This window comes from Photobacterium sp. GB-210 (assembly GCF_003026075.1).
Taxonomy (GTDB): domain Bacteria; phylum Pseudomonadota; class Gammaproteobacteria; order Enterobacterales; family Vibrionaceae; genus Photobacterium.
The window spans coordinates 429,723-453,137 of the sequence record NZ_PYNU01000002.1; the positions used below are offsets into that span (position 1 = coordinate 429,723).

Sequence of the window (23,415 nt, forward strand, 5' to 3'; positions counted from 1 at the left end):
TTGATTGCCAAAGCCAAACGATAAAAGTTTGGCTTTTTTTATTGACCTTAGACATTACTCCAAGGTTTATATTAGTTACAGATAATCAAAGCACTCAAGGAGAATGATTATGTGTGCTCAATGTAATAATAAAAAAATGCATGTTCATGCTGCAAAACCATCGGCAGTAACCAAAGCCACAGTGACAGTTGAATCTTGTGAGTCAGCGACATGCTGTTCATCAACCCCTTCTGAGAGTGTGCAAAAACACACCGAAGGGTGTGGTGAATCTGATACCGACGGCCCTGCTTCCTGCTGCTCATCTAAAAGTGACACAGCACTTAACGCTGCAAAACTATCAGCAATAGATGCCATCCATCCAAATAAAAAACCATCAACCTTTACAGTATCTTCTATTGGTCCATCAGACACTGAAATCGCTTCTCAACACGCGCACGTAGAGTCAGAGCACCAGCATTCAGGACATGACGACTCAAGTCATTCATCTTCAGTAAAAAGTTGTTGTTCAACGTCAACCTCATCAAAAGAACAAGATCAAGCGATTGAAGCGTCTTTAGCACAATCGGCTCATGGTCAAACATTTAGCTGGAAAGTGATTGGCATGGATTGTCCAAGCTGCGCGGCTAAATTGGAAAAATCAATTTCAAGTCTTGCTGAAGTTGAAACGGCAAAAGTGATGTTTGCGACGGAAAAGCTCATCGTCAACATGCAAGCCAATCAGCAAGCTGATAACAATAAATTAAAAAAACAGATTGAAGATAAAGCACAGGCAACGGGTTTTACCTTAGTTTCTAATGCTGCTGCGGCTGAAGCGTTACCAAAAAAATCATTTATTCAAGAACACTTAGAAGTCCTTGTGATTGCGGCAATGATGATTGCCTCTTTCTTAATTGATAAAGTGTCACATTCATGGGGTTTAGCGGCATTTACTTTAACCACAATTGTTGGCTTAGTACCGATTGTGAAAAAAGCCATTAGCTTAGGTAAATCAGGTTCACCATTCTCGATTGAAACCCTAATGAGTATTGCGGCTATTGGTGCATTGTACTTAGGGGAAACCGCAGAAGCGGCAATGGTGATTTTACTGTTTTTAATTGGTGAGCAATTAGAAGGGTATGCCGCATCACGTGCACGAAGTGGTGTAAAAGCGTTAATGGACTTGGTGCCTGAAGATGCCAATGTTGTGCTGCCAAACGGTGAGAAGAAAAAAGTTCCAGCAAGCGAATTAAAACCTGGTGATGTGATTGAAGTTGTACCCGGCGAGCGTTTACCTGCTGACGGCCAAGTTTTAGATGTGGTTGCGAGTTTTGATGAAAGCGCACTAACAGGGGAATCTGTGCCTGTTGAAAGAACACCGGGCCAGAAAGTCATGGCTGGTAGCATGGCATCAGACAAAGTTGTTCGATTAACGATTGTCTCTGCGCAAGGTGAAAATGCGATCGACCGTATTCTTCATCTCATTGAAGATGCAGAATCACGTAAAGCACCGCTCGAACGTTTTATTGATAAATTCAGCCGCTGGTACACTCCAGCAATGATGCTATTAGCAACACTTGTTATCATTATTCCGCCGCTTGTATTTGGTCAATCATGGGATGAGTGGATTTATAAAGGTCTAGCACTATTACTTATTGCCTGTCCTTGTGCACTTGTTATTTCAACGCCAGCAGCGATCACTTCAGGTTTAGCGGCAGCAGCGCGTCGCGGTGCATTAATCAAAGGTGGTGCAGCATTAGAACAGCTTGGTCATGTTGAAACTGTCGCGTTTGATAAAACAGGTACGCTAACGGAAGGTAAACCTGTCGTGACGGATTTAATTAGCTGGGATAACAATCCCGATCAATTATTACGTCAAGCAGCCGCTGTTGAATCCGGTTCGTTACACCCACTAGCAACGGCTGTGGTTAACCTTGCTCGAGAAAAATCATTATCTGTTGTTGAAGCAGAAAATCGTGAAGCACTAGCTGGCCGCGGTATTCAAGGTGTTACCGAAGGCGATAACTTTATGTTATGTGCTGCCGATCGCCTACCAGAGCACATTGTGCTAACGGATAACCAGCAACAGCAAGCGTTAGATCTAGAAAGCGAAGGGAAAACGCTGGTGGTTGCCGTTCGTAATCAGCAAGCGGTGGGTTTAGTTGCATGGCGTGATAATTTACGCAGTGATGCTTTAGAAGCGATCACTAAGCTGAAAAGCATTGGCGTGAACTCAGTGATGCTGACGGGTGATAACCCACGAGCAGCAGCTGCGATTGCTAAAGAAATTAATATTGATTTTCGTGCAGGGCTATTACCTGAAGATAAAGTGACAGAAGTACGCAAGTTAAGTGAGCTACATTCTGTTGCCATGGTGGGTGATGGTATTAACGATGCACCAGCAATGAAAACAGCAACAATTGGTGTGGCGATGGGCGGTGGTACAGATGTAGCATTAGAAACTGCCGATGCAGCAATTACCCATAACCGAGTTTCAGAATTGCCAGTGATGATTGAATTGTCTCGTGCGACATTGAGTAATATTCGTCAAAACATCAGCTTAGCATTAGGTTTAAAAGCGGTGTTCCTTGTTACAACCTTATTTGGTTTTACAGGGCTTTGGGTTGCAGTACTTGCAGACAGTGGCGCAACAGCGTTAGTAACACTGAATGCATTACGTTTATTACGCTTTAAACCGCAAAGCGAAAAGTAAAAACTAATCGCTCTGAGCATTAGTGATTAGTGATTAGTCTAAACGGCATGATACGAACAATGATGTATTGTTTATCATGCCGTTTTTTTTCGCTATAAGGCAGGTAAACAGAGTAAAGAGTACATGCGCGAGAAAACGAATTTTTGTGATTCCGGCAATAAGATATCGTTTTCGCGTGATTAATATCAGACTTTTATGTAACATATTTTTCAATTGCTTTTTATTGGTGTGACCATGCTCACTAAAAGTAATTGAATCATTGGTTATTGTTACCACATGTTTTTGATAGAGCATGTTGCAGTATGTTTGACTCTTTCTATCAAAAAATTGATTAAAATAGTAATAACTCATAAGAATCACTCTGAACCTACAACAGAGCTGTTTAAATTAAAGGGTAACATTATGTCTGATAATAAAGTCTTCCACTTAGGTGTTAATAAAGCTGATCTTAATGGTGCAGAATTAGCGATTATTCCCGGTGATCCAGCACGTGTTGAGAAAATTGCAAACTTAATGGATAACCCTGAGTTTTTAGCAAGCTCTCGTGAGTACACTGTATTTCGCGCTAAATTAGACGGTAAATCAGTGGTTGTGTGTTCAACGGGTATCGGTGGTCCATCAACCTCTATTGCTGTTGAAGAATTAGCACAGTTAGGTGTAACCACTTTCCTACGTGTAGGTACAACAGGCGCAATTCAGCCTAACATTAACCCAGGCGATATGATTGTAACGACAGGCTCAGTGCGTTTAGATGGTGCAAGTCTGCACTTCGCCCCTATGGAATTCCCAGCTGTTGCTGATTTTGGTGTTGCAACGGCAATGAAGCAAGCATGTGATGATGAGCATGCTGTAGTACACACGGGTGTAACAGCATCAAGTGATACATTCTACCCAGGTCAAGAGCGTTACGACACATTCTCAGGTCGCGTAGTTCGTCGTTTCCAAGGCTCAATGAAAGAGTGGCAAGAAATGGGCGTGCTTAACTTTGAAATGGAGTCAGCAACACTATTAACCATGTGTGCAAGCTCTGGTTTACGTGCAGGTTGTGTCGCAGGTGTTATTATTAACCGTACACAAAAAGAGATCCCTGATCACGCAACGCTAAAAGAAACTGAAGCGAAATCAATTAAGATCGTGGTAGAAGCGGCACGTAAAATGCTGGCTGAATAAGATTTAAGTCTTAAATGTTTATATTAGAAAGCCGCTCTTAGGAGCGGCTTTTTATTTGTCTAAAAGGTCATGAATAAAAAGGTTTAAATAAAAAGGGTTATGACATGACCAGTAAATTATTTTTAGATTAAACGGCAAAGTCTAGAGAAATATAAACAGTATCAAGTTGCGACATATTACGCTCTTTCCAAACACTTCTTGTATCATGAACTCTGTACCCCAATTCAGTATTAAAGTTCTTATTGATTCGATAATTAATCCCTGTTTGCGCGCCTAAAATAAGATCATCTTTGCTCGATTCTGCAATTTGTATTCCTGAGCTGGCTCCAATAAAGAAACGCCAATTCTTACTATTAGTTAGCGGTATAAAGTAATCATAAGAAGCGACAAAATTGTATGCATCCTTTTGAAATTCCAGGTAGCTGTATAGTCTATGATAATCGTTAAAGTTAGCACCGATCCTTACACTTGGATTAAATTCCCAACGATTATTGATACTACTGACACCGTCATTGATACCGACACCAATAAAGGCTTGTGGCTCTGAGGCCTGGGCAGACAGACTGGCAAATAAGCCAAATAATACAGGTGCAAATTTTAATTTCATTTATCCTCCAAATTGTTTCGTGGACAATACATTATTCTCTAAAGGGATGTTGTAGGTTTCTGTAAGATAATGTTAATGCGATGAATTTCAGAACAGTATTTAGATTGTTTAACTACTTGTTATTTCAGGTAACCTTGTAATCGTTCGCTTTTATCGTGTTATCTGGATTGATTCGGTAGTATTAAATATTCGTTTGACCTCAATATAACTTGAGGTTTTATCCTTGCATTATATCAATCTCGTTGGTGACGAAATTACAGAAATTAAAGCAAGGAGAAAACAATGGAACAGTTTATTGATAAAGGGATGTTAGCGTTAGCCAATGTGGTGGAAGTTGACAGTACCGCATGGTTTCAAGGGCATACGGGGGCGGCATTATTGGCAGGTGATGCATTACTTAATGGCGGAGCACTCAACAATGTATCTAAAAAGAGTTTACAAGCAATGTTAGTGCAGTTTACCGATGATAATCAGCATTTAATGAATCCATTATCCAATAGCCCTGAAACAACCGATTATAGTGAAGTTGTAAATGCTATAGCACTTAACGCGCAGCAATTATGTCATTCAGGTCATGGGATCATATATGGTGCATTATTTTTAAATGCTGTCGCTAATAATAACGTTGTTGTTACTCAGCGTATGGTTTCGAATATCGCTAAGCTAATTGTTAATTGTATGGATGATAATTGGGGACGTTATTACGGTTTAGCTGATTATCGTCAATATCAGCCATCCAGTTTATTAAATAAAGGTGAGATAGATATTCAGCAACATTGTGTTATTGCCGTTGAGCGAAGTACACAAGATATTTACCATAATAATGATGAGCATTTTTTCGCTGGCGATAAACTTCATGGTATTACTCATGCCCATGCAATATCTTTACTCGATAAACTGGGCCATAAAAAATTAGCGCAACAAGCGGCACAACAATCGCTTATTCAGTTAGAGCTTAATGATCGCAAACCCGAGTCAGGACTAAAAAAGGTAATACCCCAACATTTTGACTTATCAGATCCAAATATTTGGGGACATGACTTTAATGAGCACAAAATTAAGCTGGTACACAGTTATGTGGAATTATCGGCACAGAGTCATCAACCATTAGCGAAATTAGATAATTTATGGGGGGCAGTGGTGTAGCTTCATTGCTTTTACTTACACATTCCCCAACCACAATGTATTGGCGCAAATCTTGTTCAGAGCTATGATGTAATGCTTACGGATTAAAGAAAGGGATTGATTATGTTGTGGTTTTTAATGATTACGTTACCACTGATTTTGGTGGTAGCGCATGTGGTGTTACTGGCTACTAATCTTTATTCTTCAGTAAAACCTGCCTTGATTATTCCTGCCATTATTGTGGTGTACTGTGGGTATTCCATCATCAGTGTGTCCGATCGTGATGCATTACCTGCCATTGTGTTAGCGGCATATTATTTAGCGTTAACCATGTTTACACTGCGACGTACTTACCGTTGGTATCATCAATTGAGTTGAAAATACGACGTAGTAAAGTTGTTACTGTTATGATAATTATCACTTAAATATTTTTTTCTCTATGTTAACTTGCTTGCTCTATTTTGCTTGTAAATCTAAGGATGGAAGTTGACATGATTAAAATGAAGCACTTTTTGTTATTATTGGTAACGTTCTTTATTACTGGCTGTGTAAGTCCTATTCCCTTACATGAACAAGCGCCAGATACTAACTATAACGTTACGAAGAAAGTATTAATTTCTGTCAATGACCAACGTGAGCGAGTAAAAGAAGGCAAGCCAGAAGATTTTGTTGGTGTAGCTCATGCGACTTTTGGGATTCCCGTGGATTGGCATGTATCTCAAGTTTTAGCGACTGAAGAAGGCGATAAAGAAAAAACATTAGCAGATTTTCTTGAGCATCGAATTTTACATGGCTTACAAAAACAGGGTTGGAATGTTGAAGCTGTTAAGGTTCCTTCGGGTGCAAGTGATAGTGATATCATGGTGTTATTAGCTGATAATCAAGCAGATAAACTAATGCAATTAAACATTAATGAATGGTTTTTCAGTATTAATTTAAACTGGGTGTCTGCTTTTAATTTTGATACTGATACGTTAGTTAAAATTTATGAAGTAAATGATGGGCAGATCTTAGAAAAACAAATTGCAGGGCGTGATGTAATTGAAGAAAAAAGTGATGAGTCACCACAGAATAATGTACTTCGAGCCTACCGAGAGCAATTAGTTGAAATCTTCAGTGATCCTGAAGTGAAAAGTAAATTAACGGATTAATTTGCGAGTTAGATAGTTATGAAAAAGCACTGTTATCAGTGCTTTTTCTCTATTAACAGCATGTCGAACTATTCTCATTCTTTGAAACCTGTCACTTTAGTCATTGTATCCCTGTGTTACGTTCGGTGAGCGCAAATTGTGCTGACGATAAATACAAGATGGATGTAAAGATGACTGAGAAGAACCAACAACCACTTAATGACGCTTTGTTCTCTAACTTTATTCAAGGTTACTGGCGAATGGCTGAGTGGGGAATGACGGCGCAGCAGCGATTATCATTTATCAAGCAACATGTAGCACTTGGTGTAACGTCTGTTGATCATGCGCCTGTTTATGGTGCCTCAGCGTGTGAATCTTTATTTGGTGAAGCATTACAATTACAGCCAAGTATTCGTGATGAATTAACGATTATTTCTAAATGCGGCATCGTTGGCGGTAAAGAGGTCAACGGTACGTCGCAAGTGGCGTATTACGATAGCCGAGCAAGCCATATTCTTGCTTCAGTCGAGGGGTCTTTACAGCGTTTAGGTATCGAGCAACTGGATATATTGCTGATTCACCGTCCTGATCTATTAATGGATGCTGATGAGATCAATAGCGCTTTTGAGCAACTGCATCAGACGGGAAAAGTAAAACATTTTGGGGTGTCGAATTTCTCAAAAGATGAATTTTCATTGTTGCAATCTCGGGTAGAGTTTCCACTGATCACTAATCAAATTGAAATTAATCCATTACATACTGATGCGATTGAAGACGGTACATTAGCGCAGCTACAGCAGCATAGAGTACGACCAATGGCGTGGTCTTGCTTAGCTGGGGGTGATATTTATAACAGGACTTCAGAACAGGCTCATCGAGTACGTGAAACATTAAATGTATTAAAGCAAGAGCTCAATGCTGATTCTATTGATCAGGTGATTTATGCTTGGTTAATGCGTCTGCCTACACGTCCTGCTTTGCTATTGGGCACGGGTAAAATTGAGCGAGTGAAAACGGCAGTTGCTGCCGAGCAGTTACAATTAACTCATGAACAATGGTATCGCTTGTTAGAAGCGTCTAAAGGGCATGGTGTGGCGTAACCGTGTTATAAACAGAGAATAAAAAAGACCTCAATTGAGGTCTTTTTAAATAGTAACGTTATGCTTTAGGCTGGGTTATGAGAGTGATCTTCACCACCCGCACCTTTTAGCCACTCGTACAGATGGATGCGTAAGTCACCTAACTGATCAGGGCCAATAATCGCGAGGCCTAAATCTTGTGCTCGAACTAAATCGTGATGACGTAGGGGACGGAAACTGACAAGCATCGCACGTGCTTGTAAGCCACCTAATAAGTCACGTAGTGATTCTAGTTTGTAGAGTGTATCGTCACCATCATCACGCATACCTTTCGTCTTACATTCAATGATATGTAGCTTATTATTAACGATAGTTGCAACATCCAATTCATTACGTACCTCACGCTCACCAATTTTACGGTAAACCTGCACACCTAATGAGTGATCTTGAATTGTAGGCAGTTCATTTTGAATAGCGCGAACGGTGCTATGAACAAGGTTTTCTAACCATTCCCCATTTGCAAAACGGCGAGCTTCTTCGTGTTTAAAGGTTAAAACACCGTCATGGTACGTTGCTAAACCTGTTTCTTCTAAGTCTGATAGCAATGTGCCTAGCTCTTTGTAGCCTTGCTGTTTATCACTCAGCTCAACATGAAGAACTTGTTCTTTACGGCACGTGGTCGCGAGGTAATTCAAGGTTGCGAGGCCTGGACCTAATTCAAGTGCAGAACTTGCCCAGCGTTGACCTAACTCCCAAAGCTGATCGTTAAGTGATTCAGGCATAGGATTATCAGAAAGCTCGCAACGGGCACCGAAAATAGTTAAATAGTCGGTAATTTGGATCCGGTCTTGAACCTGTTGTTGCTCACGGTCAGCTGGGAACAACCAGCACATTTCATCACTGTAAGGTTCGATAACATAAATTGGCCAGTGATAAGAGCGGAAAACTTCGTAAGCAGAAAGAAGACGGTGACGTAAACCACAACTTGCGTTAAACCAAACTTCGCAGCCTGTTGCTTTAATATCTTCAGCGAGTTGATGAATCTCGCTTCTAATCAGCGTGATATTAATGCTGTCAGGGATCACAAAAAAATCAACATCTATGTTACGTGGCGTCAAAATAGACGCTAGGCGGTCATACTGTTCTCGCTGAAGCTCAGTACCAATAAATATCATTTTTGTAGCCGGAACGGCTTCATCTAGCAAAGGGGTGATCAAACGGACAGGGTCCTGATCGATAATACCAACATGAATAATCATAATAATCCTTAATGCGCCAAATTTGTTATGGGGCATATTATGTCTGCGCATTAATTAATAAGAAGTGAATCAAAGAGTGTACGCAACACTTATTATTAAGATATATGAGGATATTTAGGGTGAAATTCAAGGTGAAAATGGTGAGGGATTTTATATTTCACTATTAGATAGACATAAATGAGAGGTGTATTTTCATTATTGATAGTTAACAGACAAATACTTTTAAAATGATGATAGCGTCACCAAAATAGGTAACGCTACTAAACAGGGGGGGGAATTAGTGTGTTACAGGTGTTGGAAGTTGGGATGCTAATAGCCAAATGGCTAAAACAAAGAAGATCAAACCCATAAATTTATGCTGATTTGCACGGAATTTTTCACTTTTCAACAGTGATTTACCAAACGTGCCAACAGTGGTGACCAAGAATAAATTAAACAGTAAACCTAATACATTTAGTAACAAACCAAGCACTAACATTTGTTGGCCAGATGTTGCAGCAACGTGAGTCGAAACAAATTGAGGCAAGAATAGAACAAAGAAAATAAGTGCTTTTGGGTTAAGTAAATTAGTGAACACGGCACGACGGTATAGCGTTGCTGCCATTTTATTACTTTTAGTGAGCTCTTCCGGCGCATCGGCAGGTTGTGTTCGCATGCAGTCCCATCCCATCTTTAATAGATAAGCGCCACCAAGTAAGCGAAGAATTTGCAATGCTATAGGGTTAACGGCAATTAAGGCTGAGACACCTAAAGCTGCCAAAATAGTTAATAAAATACCCGATGTAGCATTACCTAAACTTGCAAAAATACCCACCTTGCGACCGTAACTGAGGCTTGAACTGGCAATCAGTAACATATCTGGCCCTGGAATTAATAATAAAGCGATAACAGCAGTGAGGTAGAGAGGTAATACATTTAAATCAATCATGGTTCTTTAACTAAATAGAGCAAGAGAGGATGTGTATTTTACCTACTGAGTAATATTAAATCATTCATTTTGTATCTTTATTGGTTTATATCTCTGTAATGTTATTACTTTGTGATTGTTATGTTCTGTACTTTGTAGTTTGTTTTAATGCTTTGTTTCTTGGGGCAAGGTGAAAAATATACAACATTCTTATATTTAAGACGCCCAGACGTGCCGAAATTTATACCGTTGATTAATACTTAAGGCATCCTTTTTACTGAGGGGAAGGAGCTGTGTTTAAGATTTATGTGGATCAAGCCATTGTCGTTGAACAAGTAAAAGGGCAGGTGTTTGTTCTTATGCCGGTAGGGGAATATTTTCCTGTTAAGGTAGGTGATGATCTTGCGATAGGAACAACGTTACTTTTTACTGATCGTAGTGAAGTGTTAGTGCATGTCGATGGTACGAATATATGGCTTAATCAACATTGTAAGGCATGCCTTTCTAATAATAAATTGGTTCATTTGCCCTTACCTGAATTGGATTTAGAGCCCAGTATTGCAGCTTTACAAGCAGCAATATTATCAGGTGAAGATCCGACTAAAATTCAAAAAGCAACAGCGGCTGGTATTACAACGGCTGGTATTAAGGATATTAGTTCATCAATTACTGATGGCTTAGTTATTCTTTATGACAATGACCAATTACTTGCAACCGCGGGTTTTAACACTGCATATAATCCAGAAATTAGACGACAAGACGATATCTCGCTTCCTATTTTATCGCCAGACGGTGGTGAATTTTATAATGATGTTTACTTTGTTGAAGGCGATCTGGTTCCTATTACTTATCCCGTTTCTGCTAGTGGTAGCGTTTCAGTTGAAGCTGCCACACTGCCACTTGATAGCAACACGGTAGCCTTCGATAGTTTACAAATTGATAGTTTACTCGCCACGATGAATCGTGAATTATCATCTAACGATCGCCCCATTATTTTTAGTTACGATATTGAAACGAATCAAATCATTGGTCGAAGTGATAAAGGCATTAGCCGTAGCGATGAAAGCATTGTTTTAACCATTGGCTTAAGTGCTGAATTATTCAATGGTCGAGATGCTAATGTGATAATGACAGTGACACAGTTTCTTCCTTTAGATCATTTTGCAGGGGAATCTAACCGTGCACCGATTGTGATTAACGGAGAACAAATCCGCCTATCGCTTCCTGTTCAAATTGCAGATACCAACGGTAATCTAACCCAAACCCCAATTAATTTTTTAGCTGTGATAGAAGATGGAAAAATTCCTGGTTTAGGCATTGATAACGGCACTGAATTTACAGAACAAGATAGTGATATTAATACGCCACAAAGTGTTACTGGTGATATTCCTGTTTTTATCGGAAGTGATGAAATTGGTGTAATGACATTCGCCGAGCAGCAACCGTCATTGATTGGACTATTAAGTAATGACGTAGCAACAAGCTTTGCAGTACTAGGGAATAAAATCACAGTAATCAGAGTTGATGATCAGTCACCGGTTTTAGCAATAGAAGTCAGTACTAATGGTCAATATCGTGTGACTCAATATCAAGCACTCAATCAAGATAACTCGCTAGATCAAACACAATTATCCTTATTATTAACGACGACGGATCGAGATGGTGATATCAGTAATGAGGGTGAATTAGTCATTAAGATTAATGATGGTGTTGATCCTGTTTTAGGCATTGATAGCGGTACTACGATCATTGAACAAGACAAAGATATTGCTACGCCCCAAACCGTTTTAGGCAGCATTCCTATCAACGTGGGAAGTGATCAAATCAAGGCAATGTTTTTTGAACCTCAACAGCCTACCCTTGATGGGTTATTGAGTAATAGTAAACCGACTGTCTATCGCATTGAAGGTAATAAAATCATCTTGCAGTTGGCAGATGCACCACAGACTGAAGTATTAACGATTGAGATTAATACGTCTGGCGAGTATAGCGTTACCCAGTATCAGGCACTAAACCAACCTGTTAAAACGAATATAGATAAACTGACTTTAGGCGTTATTGCGATTGATACCGATGGCGATAAAAGTAATGTCGGTGAATTAAATATTACCATTGTTGATGGCCCAGATCCCATTTTAGGTAAGGATATTGCTACTAGTTTTATTGAAACCATGTCACTACAAACCTTTACCGGACAAATTACGGTCGATGTGGGTAGTGATGATATTGCTAGTGCAACTTTCAACGTCGAACAAGCCACACTGAACGGTCTAACCAGCAATGGACAAGCAACGAATTATAGTACTGTTGGTAACAAGTTGGAGTTGTTTGTTCCTGCGCAAGGATCATCACCAAAACAACCCGTATTAACAGTGGTATTAGAAAATGATGGTCGTTACACAATAGAACAAAGCCAACCACTAGATCAGAATTTTACGACTAATGTAAATAATCTCGCTCTTGCTGTTATGGTCACGGATGCTGATGGTGATAACAGTAACGTAGGACAACTCATTATTAATATCACTGATGGTGAAAACCCAACAGGCGCGGGCATTACAGCACAAGTAAGTTTAACTGAAGGGGATCTGTCTCCTAAAAATATCGCTGATGCCTACCCTGTTGATGCTTCAAGCTCGTTTACTATCCCTGCGGTGAATGATGATTTGGTTGCGTCAAGTTTGAATATATCATCAAGTGTACAAACAGAATTAATCAGTGAGTTAGAGCAGCTCACGGCGACTGGATTAGCCCTACGTTTTACTCTTACAACCAGTAGCGTTGGCCTTGTTACCCTTATAGGGAAAGACAGTACTAATGCGGATGTGTTAATTGTTACTTTTTCACCAACTCAAGACAGCCATAACGTTACTGTCACTATGGATGTCGAGCAGTTAAAGCCGTTAGATCATGATCCAACGGTGTATTCAGGGGGAGAGTATGTCTCTCTTACAAGTAACGGGATAAATATTCGCTTACCACTAGAAATGCATGATAGCGATTTTGATCCTTTAGTCGAACCTGTGAATGCGTTAGTGATATTAGAAGACGGTAAAGCCCCCGTTATCGAAAGCCAAATCAAAACATGGACGGAAGCTTTCTCAGGTACCGTGGCAGAGCCACAATCTATTTCGGGGCAATTAGAGTTTGATGTAAATAGTGATGTGATCAAACAGGTTGTCATTGGTGATATTACAACAGCTTTTGCTGGCTTAACCAGTGATAGTATCGCGCTTGATGCGAAATTTGATGATGGCAAATCCAATCAAATAATGGTGTTTTTAACTGGCACGACAACCCCAGTTTTATCGCTGTCTATAGCCACTGACGGGTACTATAACATCACGCAATATTTACCGATTGATCAACCTGTCACACCTAATACCAATACGATTAGTCTGCCATTTCATGTGGTGGATTTTGATAACGACAGCAGCAATGATGCAACGTTAACTTTAGTGATTACCGATGGTCAAAATCCGACTGGTACGAATATTACTCTTGAAACGGTTGAAGGAGATCTCGCTTTACCTATCCGTGAACCGTCAACTTCGTTATACCCGGTTGAAAGTGAAAAAACCTTATCAATCATTGCGGCAAATGACAGTTTAGTTGCGACGTCATTGGTGATATTACCCGATGTATTAACGGCATTAATCACGGAGTTATCGAGTTTAACGTCATCTGACCAAGCACTAGAAATCAGCCACATCGCAGATCCTATCACTGCGGCGCAAACCATCACCGCAATAGATTCAGTTACTAAGCAAGATGTTTTTATCATCACCCTGACGCCAGCACAAATGGGGCGTGATGTTGATGTGAAAATAGCATGGCAGCAATTACTGCCGCTTGATCATCAAATTGATAGTGGTGGAACATACGTCTTACTCAATAATGATAAGCTTGCTATCGACATCCCATTGATGATGAATGACGGGGATGACGATCCGTTTTCTCAACCCGCCATCGTCACTATCAGCGTTGAAGATGGTGCCGATCCGCTATTTGAAATCGATACTGGAACAACGATAACCGATCCTAAAAAAGGCGCGGTAGCAACAGTGGCAGAAGGTGAAATAGGCTTAGAACTCGGTAGTGATGAGATTAAAACACTCACTTTTGATAGTACGCAAACAGGATTAATCGGTTGGTTAAGTAATAGCGCACCTACCTACGTGGAAGTGCTCGGTAATGAGCTAAATATACGTTTATCTAGCGATGATTCAGTGGTACTGAATGTTGTTATTGAGCTTGATGGTAAATATACCGTCACTCAGCATTTACCTTTAAATCAACCCATCGTATCAAACGAAGATCGCTTAACGTTAGCCGTTACCGCGCAAGATTATGATGGTGATAAAGCGCAAGGTGAGTTGCTTATTATCGTTAAAGACGGTGTTGATCCTGTGTTAGGCACAGATACCGGCACTGATTATACCGAGATCATGACAACCCAAATAGAGCAGGGGCACATTCCTGTTGATGTCGGCAGTGATGATATTGCTAATGCTTATTTTGCTATTGAACAACCTAGCTTGGCTGGCTTAACCAGTAATGCCGAAGCAACAGACTATCGCTTTAACGGAAATGTTTTACAGCTTTATGTTCCGGCTATTGGCAGTACACCTGAGCAAAATGTATTAACCATAACCTTGGATATAAATGGAAGTTATACCGTCGAGCAAAATAGACCTTTAGATCAGAACTTTACAACCAACGTTAATAATCTCGCTCTTGACGTTTTTGTCGTCGATAAAGATGGTGACGACAGTAATATTGGCCAGCTGATTGTCGATATTAATGATGGTGAGAACCCTACTGGTCAAGGTGTCATTGCAGAACTCGATATTATCGAGGGAGATTTAAACCCACCTGTGGGTGGGCAAGGTTATCCTGTTTCATCATCAAGTAATTTTGTTGTTACTGCTGTTAATGATGCTTTGGTTGCTAGTAGTTTAAATTTAACTGATGCCGTGTTTTTTAAATTAGGGGCAGAGCTGCTCAAGCTTACGACAGGTGGAAAAGGCGTTAGATTTGATATCACTAATGCACTGAGTGGTTTAATGACTTTAGAAGTAAAAGAAGCATCAAATAGCGCTGAGGTATTTGAGTTAGTGCTCACACCGATTCAACAAGATGATGATGTCAAAGTAGAAATGACCTTAACTCAATTTCAACCTTTAGATCATGATCCTTCTCATTTTGTCAGTGGAGAATATATTTCATTAGATGACGGAAAAATTGACATTACCATTCCGATCATTATGCATGATACTGACTTTGATCAATTAGTGGATCCTGTTGAGGTAAAGCTGGTTTTTGAAGATGGTGTTATCCCTATTATTAATGAGCAATCCATAACATGGACTGAAGGGTTTGATGGTGCTATTACAGCGCCTCAAGAGGTAACGGGAAGTTTAGTCTATGGCAGTCATAGTGATGAAATAAAACAGGTTCAGTTTATCGAACCAAGTCAGGCGTTTACAGGGATAACCAGTAATGGCACAGCATTAGAAGTGGTATTTGATCCGTCCATACCGAATCAATTTGATGTTCAGTTAGCAGGAACATCAACCCAAGTGTTAAGTATCGCTATAGATCCTGATGGGCAATATACGATTCAGCAATATTTGCCGATTGATCAGCCGCTATTGCCGAATCAAAATGTGGTGAATCTTGATGTTCAATTGATGGATTTTGATGGTGATAAAAGTAATGTTGCGAATCTGCAATTAATCATCAAAGATGGGCTCGATCCTAATGGAATTAATGCTGAATTTAACGTGGTTGAAGGTGACTTAGTCCCACCGACTATTGGGCCATCAACATCGGGAAACCCTGTTACTACAAGCAATACCACAATCATTCCTGCAACTAACGATATATTACTGGCCGATAGTGTATTACTGAGTAGTGACAATATCACGGCAATCAAAACGGCGTTAGAGCAAGTCACATCACAAGGTGATAATACACTTGCTACTATTATCCAAGATCCCACCAGCAAGATCATTTCAATTACGCTTAGTAAAGATAATCTTGCCAAAGACACCGTTTTTGAGCTGACTATTACACCGAGTCAAAATGGCCGAAATGTTGAATTACAATCGCAATTAGTTGAATCATTACCCATTGATCACCTTAACGGAGTACTGACAGCAGGGATAGTTACGATGACCCAAGCTAATTTAGCGATGGGAATTCCGCTCCAGATGCATGATGCTGATGATGATCCATTATTAAATCCTGCAATATTTACCGTGAATATTGCAGACGGTGATTTACCCAGTTTTGGTATTGATGCTGGAACTGAATTTACTGAAATTGATAGCGATAGCGGAAAAATAGCAACCAACATTGGTAGTGATGAGATCATCCACATTGATTTAACAGCGCTTCAGCCAAATTTAACCCACTTAACCAGTAATGGTTACGCAACGGAATATAGCGTAGTCGGCAATACGGTTACTGTGGTAAGGCAAGATGATCCTACGCTTGAAGTATTAACTATTGAATTACTACAAAGTGGTGATTACAACGTCGTGCAATCACAGCCGTTGGATCAGTCTGACACCACCAATAAATTAGCGATTACCTTAGCTGTCACTGCAACCGATCAAGATTTAGATATAAGTCCAACCGATGGTGAAATTAATATCACTATTATTGATGGACTCGATCCTACGGGGAATTTTACCGGCATAACTGATTTAGATGTGATTGAAGGTGATATTAGTGCACCGACAGGTTCGCTTACTGGCTATCCAGTTTCTGATTCGACAACCTTTACATTAACCGCAGGTGTTGATCGTCTAGATCCCGATAAAGTTGGTTTTAGTGCTAATTATCTTACTGATTTACTCGCAGAGTTACGTGCAGAAATCACAGCATTGGGGGGGCAGACACTCGATTATAATTTTGATCCTAGTACCCATGTTTTAACGGCTTCGTATAACAGCCAGACTTATTTCACACTAACCTTATCAGCCGTTAATGTCTTGAATTCTAAAGATGCTGATGTGACGGTAACGTATGAGCAATTCTTACCACTTGATCACAATAGTGGAGGAAATAGTAGTGGCTATATCAATGTTTCAGGTGCTCTCATTAGTATTGATCTCGAAGTCCAAATCCAAGATACCGATGGTGATTATTTAGAAACCCCAGTGGCCGTTATGCTTAATATCAGTGATGGGTTTGATCCGGTAATTATTAATACACAAGATATCACTGTTGAAGAAAGTGATATTCGTGCCGATGGCCCTCATCATCAAGGCTCAACACCTGATGAAGATGGGGACCGCGCGACGGGAACATTAACGATTGATGAAGGCAGTGATTTAGTTCATCAGTACCGTTTAGATACCACGCAATTTACCACTTTAAATTCAACCTTAACAAGCCAAGGACAGGCGGTTACCTTATTTGAGCATTCTGTCGGAACGTACTCAGCATTTGCTGATTCTCGTACGATTTTTACTGTGGCATTTACGGCGGCGGGTGAATATACCGTAAACCTCTTTGGTGCAATTGATCACCCCGATCCCGGTAAAGACAGTAAAGATGTTTTTTTACCTGTGATTGCGATTGATGATGATGGTGATGAAAGTACATTTTCAACCATTAAGCTAACCATTGTTGATGATATTGCCGATGGTCGAAATATCATTATTCAAGCTGATGAAGGACAAGCAAATGTCGTTGGAGAGTCGTTACTGACACAAGCATTAGAAGGTGCAGATGGTGCGACTGTAGTGAGTGTTGTTGATCTTGCAGTAGAGCAACCATTAGTGGGTAACGGTTTTACGGTTATTCCAATTCATCAAGGAGGAGATACCATTTCTCCTGGCCAGCTATTAGGCGAGTTATCGATTAAGCCTAATGGTGAGGTTTCTTTCTCGGCAGCCACTGAAATAACACAGACAGATGAGGTACTGGAATATACGTTTAACTATCGGGTCACAGATGGTGATGATGATACAGAATTACGGACGATTACATTACAAATTGATGATCAAGAAGCCAAGATCATTATCGAGCCCGATCCGATTGTCACTTATGAAGATGTAGGACGAGTCGAAGATCCTGATGAAACGATCATTGCTCCACCAAGTGGGGCGCCTGTATCACTTAAAATTGATATTGGTGATGATGATCGCGGTGAGTTTTTACAACAAGTATTGATCACGATTCCGACAGAGGTACACGGTTCATTTTATTTAAACGGTACCGCACTTGCGACCAGTGGAGATGGGTTATCTTACGTTGTGCCTGTCGGCGATTTCACTACGACCGATAATATAGTACACGAGTTAGTGGGACTCACTTTTATTCCCGATGCTGATTTCTCTACGGCAAATGGCAATTTAGTGTTTGAAGTTAAAGCGCAAGTTGGTGTGACTAGTGGTGCTCCATTGCCTGAAGCGATCACGTCGTTTGAAATTATTGTGGAAGGGATTGCTGATATCCCAACATGGGATGATACTCAAACGCAAGTACATTACACCATTGATGAAGATTCAACAGGTGTTGATTTGCAGCTTAAAGCCGATCTTAATGATATCGATGGCTCTGAAACATTATCTTATATTATTACGCTAGAGCCAGATGCTGGTGGCAAGATCAATGGTGAGTTGAAAGGAAATAATCTTGTTGATCTTGGTGGTGATCAATATCAAGTATCAGCGGCAGATGTGGGGAGTTTATCTGTCACACCGACAGCGAATTACAGTGGTGACATAAAACTCACGGCCGTGGCGCAAAGTAAAGAAGACGTGGTTTTTGTGACGGGCAAGCAAACCGCTGATTCTGTTGAGCGTGAAATCATTATTAATGTTGAACCTGTTGCTGATGAAACCACATTAAAAGTTACCCGAATTAGTTCTGATGAAGATGTGTTAATTAATCTAAGCGATCACGTGACGTTAACAGAAACTGTAGATAAGGACGGCTCAGAAATAGAATGTGTTCGTTTTTCTAATTTACCCGTGGGGGCACAAATACTACTCAATGGCGCTGTTGTAGTTGAAAGCCCGTCAGGCTCCGGTGTGTATGAGGTTAACTATGCAGATATTGCTAATGTTCAGCTAAAACCAACACCTGAAAGCAATGTTGATTTTGAAATTACAGTGCAAGGTGTTGTGAAAGATAGCGCGAGTTTTACCAATAGCAGTAATGTCGTGGTTAACGCTAATGATGAATATGTCACGGCAACGCAACAGCTTGAAGTAAGCTTAAAAGGCGTGGCTGACGTACCGATATTTGATATCGATATTGATAGTAATGGTAATGGTGTGTTAGATGTCGGTGAGTGGGCTTATATCAACAACGATCCGACACAAGGTATTGAAACCTTAATAGATGAAGACAGTTCAGTCATTTCTGGAATCAGTATTATTAGTGGTGAAACGCCTTTAAAGCAATTAGATGATAACTCTGAAACGTTAAGTGTAGTGTTATCGGGTATTCCCGCAGGGGTCACATTAAAAGACGCTGAAGGTAATGATCAAAGTTTAGTGTTTACTGGTTATGATACTGAAGGTAAGCCTGTTTATGAGATTGAACTTTCGTCATTAAAAAATATTGAAATAATACCACCATTAAACAGCACTCAAGATATTGAACTAGAAGCTAAAATATTAGTCACTGAAAATGATGGCGATGTACATAGTTTTGATCGAAAAATTCTGATCAATATTCAGCCAGTTATTGATGCAGATAATTACACCTTAGTCAGTGATAACAATATATTAGAAGATCAAAATAATACGGTGCAATGGCGACCAACTGCAGCACAAGGATTTACTGATAGTAGCGAAACGATTACTCAGATACGTTTTGGTGGTATTCCTTCCGATTACACCTTATTGATTGATGGCACTCCTTTAACATTGGTCGCTGGAGAGATCACATTAACGGATAGTCAACGTGATGAGTTACTTGCTGGTAAACCATTACAACTTCGCGCGCCTCAAAATTCTGATCGTGATTTAACCTTTCAATCTTATTTAACGGTAGCGCAGACGGATAGTGATGGTGAAAATACTGCGATTAAAGAAATCACAGGACAGCTCGTTGTTGATATTCAAGCCGTGGTTGAACCTGATGGTATTCTTGCTGTTCGAGATTCAAGTGACGCGGTCTTAACCATGTTAACCAGTACCACTGGTGGCGTGATTGATCTATCAACAGATGCAGCATCGCTTGGACGTGTCTCCTTTACAGGAGAGAATACCCCAGTTGCTATTGATCATAGTGATGAAGTGATACGGCGTATTGTGGTGAAGTTTCCTCAATCAGTAGCAGAGCCTGGTGATTTTGTTGTGATAGGTGGTATCAGTGATGGAGCTGGGGCATGGACAATACCTGAATCGCAACTCGATAACTTGAAAATCACCGCACCAACGGGCTTTAACTCCACTATCGATATTACCATTAGCGCTGAAGTACAAGATTTAGGTGATAACGGGGAAGGTGATGTTAGTGCACTTGTGCCATTTACCACACCCATCACATTAGATTTTACCCCGAATACCAGCATGATCACTGAGCTTGCAGGGGATATTGTTTTCAATCCTGACGTGGTAACTGGCACTGAAGATAATGTTATTAATCTTGGTGACCAAATTGAAGATGATATCGTTATTGGCTCTGTTAATGGCGAACAAAATCATGACTCAGTGACGATTGTAATTAAAGCGGCGGATCTGCCTAGCGGGGTCACCATCTTAGGGACTAATTTTGACTTCATCGATGGTGAATACGTCATGATAGTACCTGTTGATGGGGCAGGAAAAGTTGATGTAAGTGGTATCTCATTAAATCCTGCAACCGACTTCGCGGGTGATTTTCAATTTGATCTTCACATTGTCAACACCGATACCACCAGTGGTAATACTAAAAATCTGATTAAGCCCGTTACAGTTCGTATAGAGCCTGTAGTTGATGTCCCACCTCATGGCGATCCGACGTTATCACTGGAAGTACTGCGCACAGAGAAACTCGGTGATGACGATCAACCGATTACCAATACAGGTAAGCCTGAAGTCATTAAAAATAATCATGCCTATGAAGATGGCTCGGTTATTTTAGGAATATCAGCGTCGTTAAAAGATATCAGTACCTCATTGACATCAGGGCTTGAAAGCCTAAAACAAGTCGAGTTAACCGTCGATGCTAGCCAAGGTTCCTTCATTCAAACAGATGGAACGGCAGTACAAACGATCACCGTTAATAAAACGGAATTGGATAATATTCCATTTCAACCGGTAAAAGATTTTAGCGGTAATGTATCAATATCAGCGGTTGCTACCGTTGAAGATGATGTGACCTATACCTTAACGACACCAGCAACCGCGCAAGCGACAGGTACGTTTACTGCAACAGTCGATTTTGATGTGATCCCAGTCGATGACCCGGTCAAATTTACAGGGGTTGATACCACCATTAAAGGTAATGAAGATCAGGCGGGTGGTATCAGCCTTGGTAGCATCAGTTTTGATGTCGGAGATACTGATGGCTCAGAGCAAATTATTTCAGCCAAGATCACCAACGTACCTGATGGCTTTGTCTTAACAGGGCCTGTAGGTAATTTAGGGAATGGCGAGTGGAGTGTTACGTTACCTGTCGGTATGCAAACAGGCGGTCTTACTGGGGTTAATATTGTACCTGCTGAAAATTACAGTGGTACATTAGCATTGGGAGTGTTGGTCTTTACCAAAGAGGATTTATTGGATGATATTGCACAAAATACCGCAACCATAAATGTTGATATTTTACCTGTAGGCGACAAAATTGATTCTGATGTAACAACCTCTTATACAGGACAAGAAGATCAGCCTATTACACTGACACTCGATTTAGCAGTACGAGATAATACGGATAGTATTGTACCGTCACATTCAAATGCAACAGAAAATGCCCCAGAAAAATTGCATGTAGTCGTCACTGATGTGCCTGATTCCAGCCTTTTTGATGCACCAGTCGGCGGCAGTGCAGAAAAGCAACCTGATGGCTCATGGATTATTATTTCAGGTGGTACAACGTTAGATACTTTGGTGTTTCACCCCGGTGATGCGAACGGTAATTTCACCATGAACTTTGACATGCGCTCATCTGATAATGGTGTGCTTGCGACCAATAGTCTTGCTGTGATTCAAACCCTGTCATTTGATGTAGCTGCCGTTAATGATGCGCCAGTAAATACGTTGCCTGCTGGTATTAGTGCCGAAGAGGATATAGGCGTTATTATTTCGGGGATCAGTGTAAAAGATGTCGATGCAACGGAAGATAATGGCAATATGACAGTTAACTTATCGGTTAATCATGGTGCATTGAATGTATTGAGTACCACAGGGGTCACGGTTGATAACAACAATACATCGGATGTTATGTTAACGGGTAAATTAGATGACCTTAATGCAGCATTAGCGGCTGGAATCCATTATCAAAGCGATCCTAACTTTTACGGCGATGATACGTTAAGTATGTTAACCAACGATAACGGTAATTCAGGCTCGGGAGGGGCTAAAACAGACAGTACCCAAACCAGTATTACTGTTGCGCCCAAACCGGATGTACCGATTATTGAGCTTGATAGGCCGCAAACTTCCTCTATTCATACCGTACTTGGAACCATGCTGCCATTAATTGGCATTATGGCGTCGGTGGTTAACCCCGCACCTAATGAACTTTCAATTGTGGTGAGTGGCTTAAATGATGGCGATCTTGTTGATAGTAATGGCACAATCGTTGGCGATCTAATGGCAGCTGGCACCTATCGTGTGCCAGTTAGCCAATTAGATGATTTGTATCTCACTGGGTTATCAACGGGCAGCACCAGTTTAATTGTTGAAGCAGAATCGACCATCGACAGTAATAGTGTTTTATCAGCAACCTCTATTACACTTAATATCAATGTTGGTGAAGATACAACAACTGAGATTGATGCCAGCATTTCACCTAGTGGTAGCGGTGAATTGATTGTTGATGATGATCAAGACCGAACGCTTATCGGCAGTGATGATGATGATATATTTTATGCTGGTGGCGGTAATGATATTTTAACTGGTAATGCAGGGGATGATTTGTTCATCTGGGAGCTGGATAATATTGATGGCAGTATCGATGTCATCACCGACTTTGCATTAGGTGAAGATAAAATAGACTTAACGGATGTACTGGATGATAGTGCAGGTGATGGGTTAAAACTCGACGATTTATTAGCAGGTATTAGTGCTGACGCTTCAAGTGGCAAACTAGAATTGATGATCACCGCATCTAACAGCAATACGCAAACCATCACCTTAGATAATATTCAAGCTGCCGATCTTGGTTTAGCGAGCTCAGCATCAAGTACTCAATTGGTGACGGAATTGTTTAACCAATCAGGGTTTACCACAAGCTAAAAGATAATCCCGTTTTCCTATTTTAAAAAAGAAAAAGACC

The 23,415-nt window shown here is 40.5% G+C and carries 10 protein-coding genes; 7 read left to right on the forward strand and 3 right to left on the reverse strand.

From position 1 onward, the window contains the following. Window positions 1-109 precede the first annotated feature (109 nt). The gene (locus tag C9J38_RS05575; protein ID WP_107206221.1) at window positions 110-2,689 is read left to right on the forward strand and encodes a zinc/cadmium/mercury/lead-transporting ATPase; all 2,580 of its coding nucleotides are present in this window, start codon (window positions 110-112) and stop codon (window positions 2,687-2,689) included. Window positions 2,690-3,091: 402 nt separating this feature from the next. Then, a complete protein-coding gene (gene udp, locus C9J38_RS05580; protein WP_005368660.1) occupies window positions 3,092-3,859 on the forward strand; it encodes a uridine phosphorylase in 768 nt (255 codons plus the stop codon). A gap of 127 nt (window positions 3,860-3,986) precedes the next feature. Here the strand turns inward: udp and C9J38_RS05585 are convergent, their stop codons facing one another. Then, window positions 3,987-4,466, reverse strand: a complete 480-nt coding sequence (locus tag C9J38_RS05585; RefSeq protein WP_107206222.1) for a hypothetical protein — start codon at window positions 4,464-4,466, stop codon at window positions 3,987-3,989. Window positions 4,467-4,748: 282 nt separating this feature from the next. Here C9J38_RS05585 and C9J38_RS05590 point away from each other — a divergent pair, with 282 nt between their 5' ends. From C9J38_RS05590 to C9J38_RS05605, 4 genes are all read left to right on the forward strand, one after another. Further along, window positions 4,749-5,612, forward strand: a complete 864-nt coding sequence (locus tag C9J38_RS05590; protein WP_107206223.1) for a hypothetical protein — start codon at window positions 4,749-4,751, stop codon at window positions 5,610-5,612. A 102-nt stretch (window positions 5,613-5,714) separates the two neighbouring features. Continuing rightward, window positions 5,715-5,969, forward strand: coding sequence for a hypothetical protein (locus tag C9J38_RS05595; protein WP_107206224.1), 255 nt, complete (start codon window positions 5,715-5,717; stop codon window positions 5,967-5,969). A gap of 113 nt (window positions 5,970-6,082) precedes the next feature. Next, complete coding sequence (locus C9J38_RS05600; protein ID WP_107206225.1) at window positions 6,083-6,742, forward strand: hypothetical protein; 660 nt, start codon at window positions 6,083-6,085, stop codon at window positions 6,740-6,742. 170 nt (window positions 6,743-6,912) lie between these two features. After that, window positions 6,913-7,821 (forward strand): aldo/keto reductase family oxidoreductase, encoded by a 909-nt coding sequence (locus C9J38_RS05605; RefSeq protein ID WP_107206226.1) that lies wholly within the window; start codon window positions 6,913-6,915, stop codon window positions 7,819-7,821. Between the two features lie 65 nt (window positions 7,822-7,886). Here C9J38_RS05605 and C9J38_RS05610 read toward each other — a convergent pair whose 3' ends face one another. Together C9J38_RS05610 and C9J38_RS05615 are read right to left on the reverse strand one after the other, a co-directional pair. Then, window positions 7,887-9,059, reverse strand: coding sequence for a Card1-like endonuclease domain-containing protein (locus tag C9J38_RS05610; RefSeq protein ID WP_107206227.1), 1,173 nt, complete (start codon window positions 9,057-9,059; stop codon window positions 7,887-7,889). A gap of 277 nt (window positions 9,060-9,336) precedes the next feature. Next, a complete protein-coding gene (locus C9J38_RS05615; protein ID WP_107206228.1) occupies window positions 9,337-9,987 on the reverse strand; it encodes a LysE family translocator in 651 nt (216 codons plus the stop codon). 272 nt (window positions 9,988-10,259) lie between these two features. Here C9J38_RS05615 and C9J38_RS05620 point away from each other — a divergent pair, with 272 nt between their 5' ends. After that, on the forward strand, window positions 10,260-23,375 hold the full coding sequence (locus C9J38_RS05620; RefSeq protein ID WP_146144056.1) for a retention module-containing protein: 13,116 nt from the start codon (window positions 10,260-10,262) through the stop codon (window positions 23,373-23,375). The last annotated feature ends 40 nt before the right edge of the window (window positions 23,376-23,415 follow it).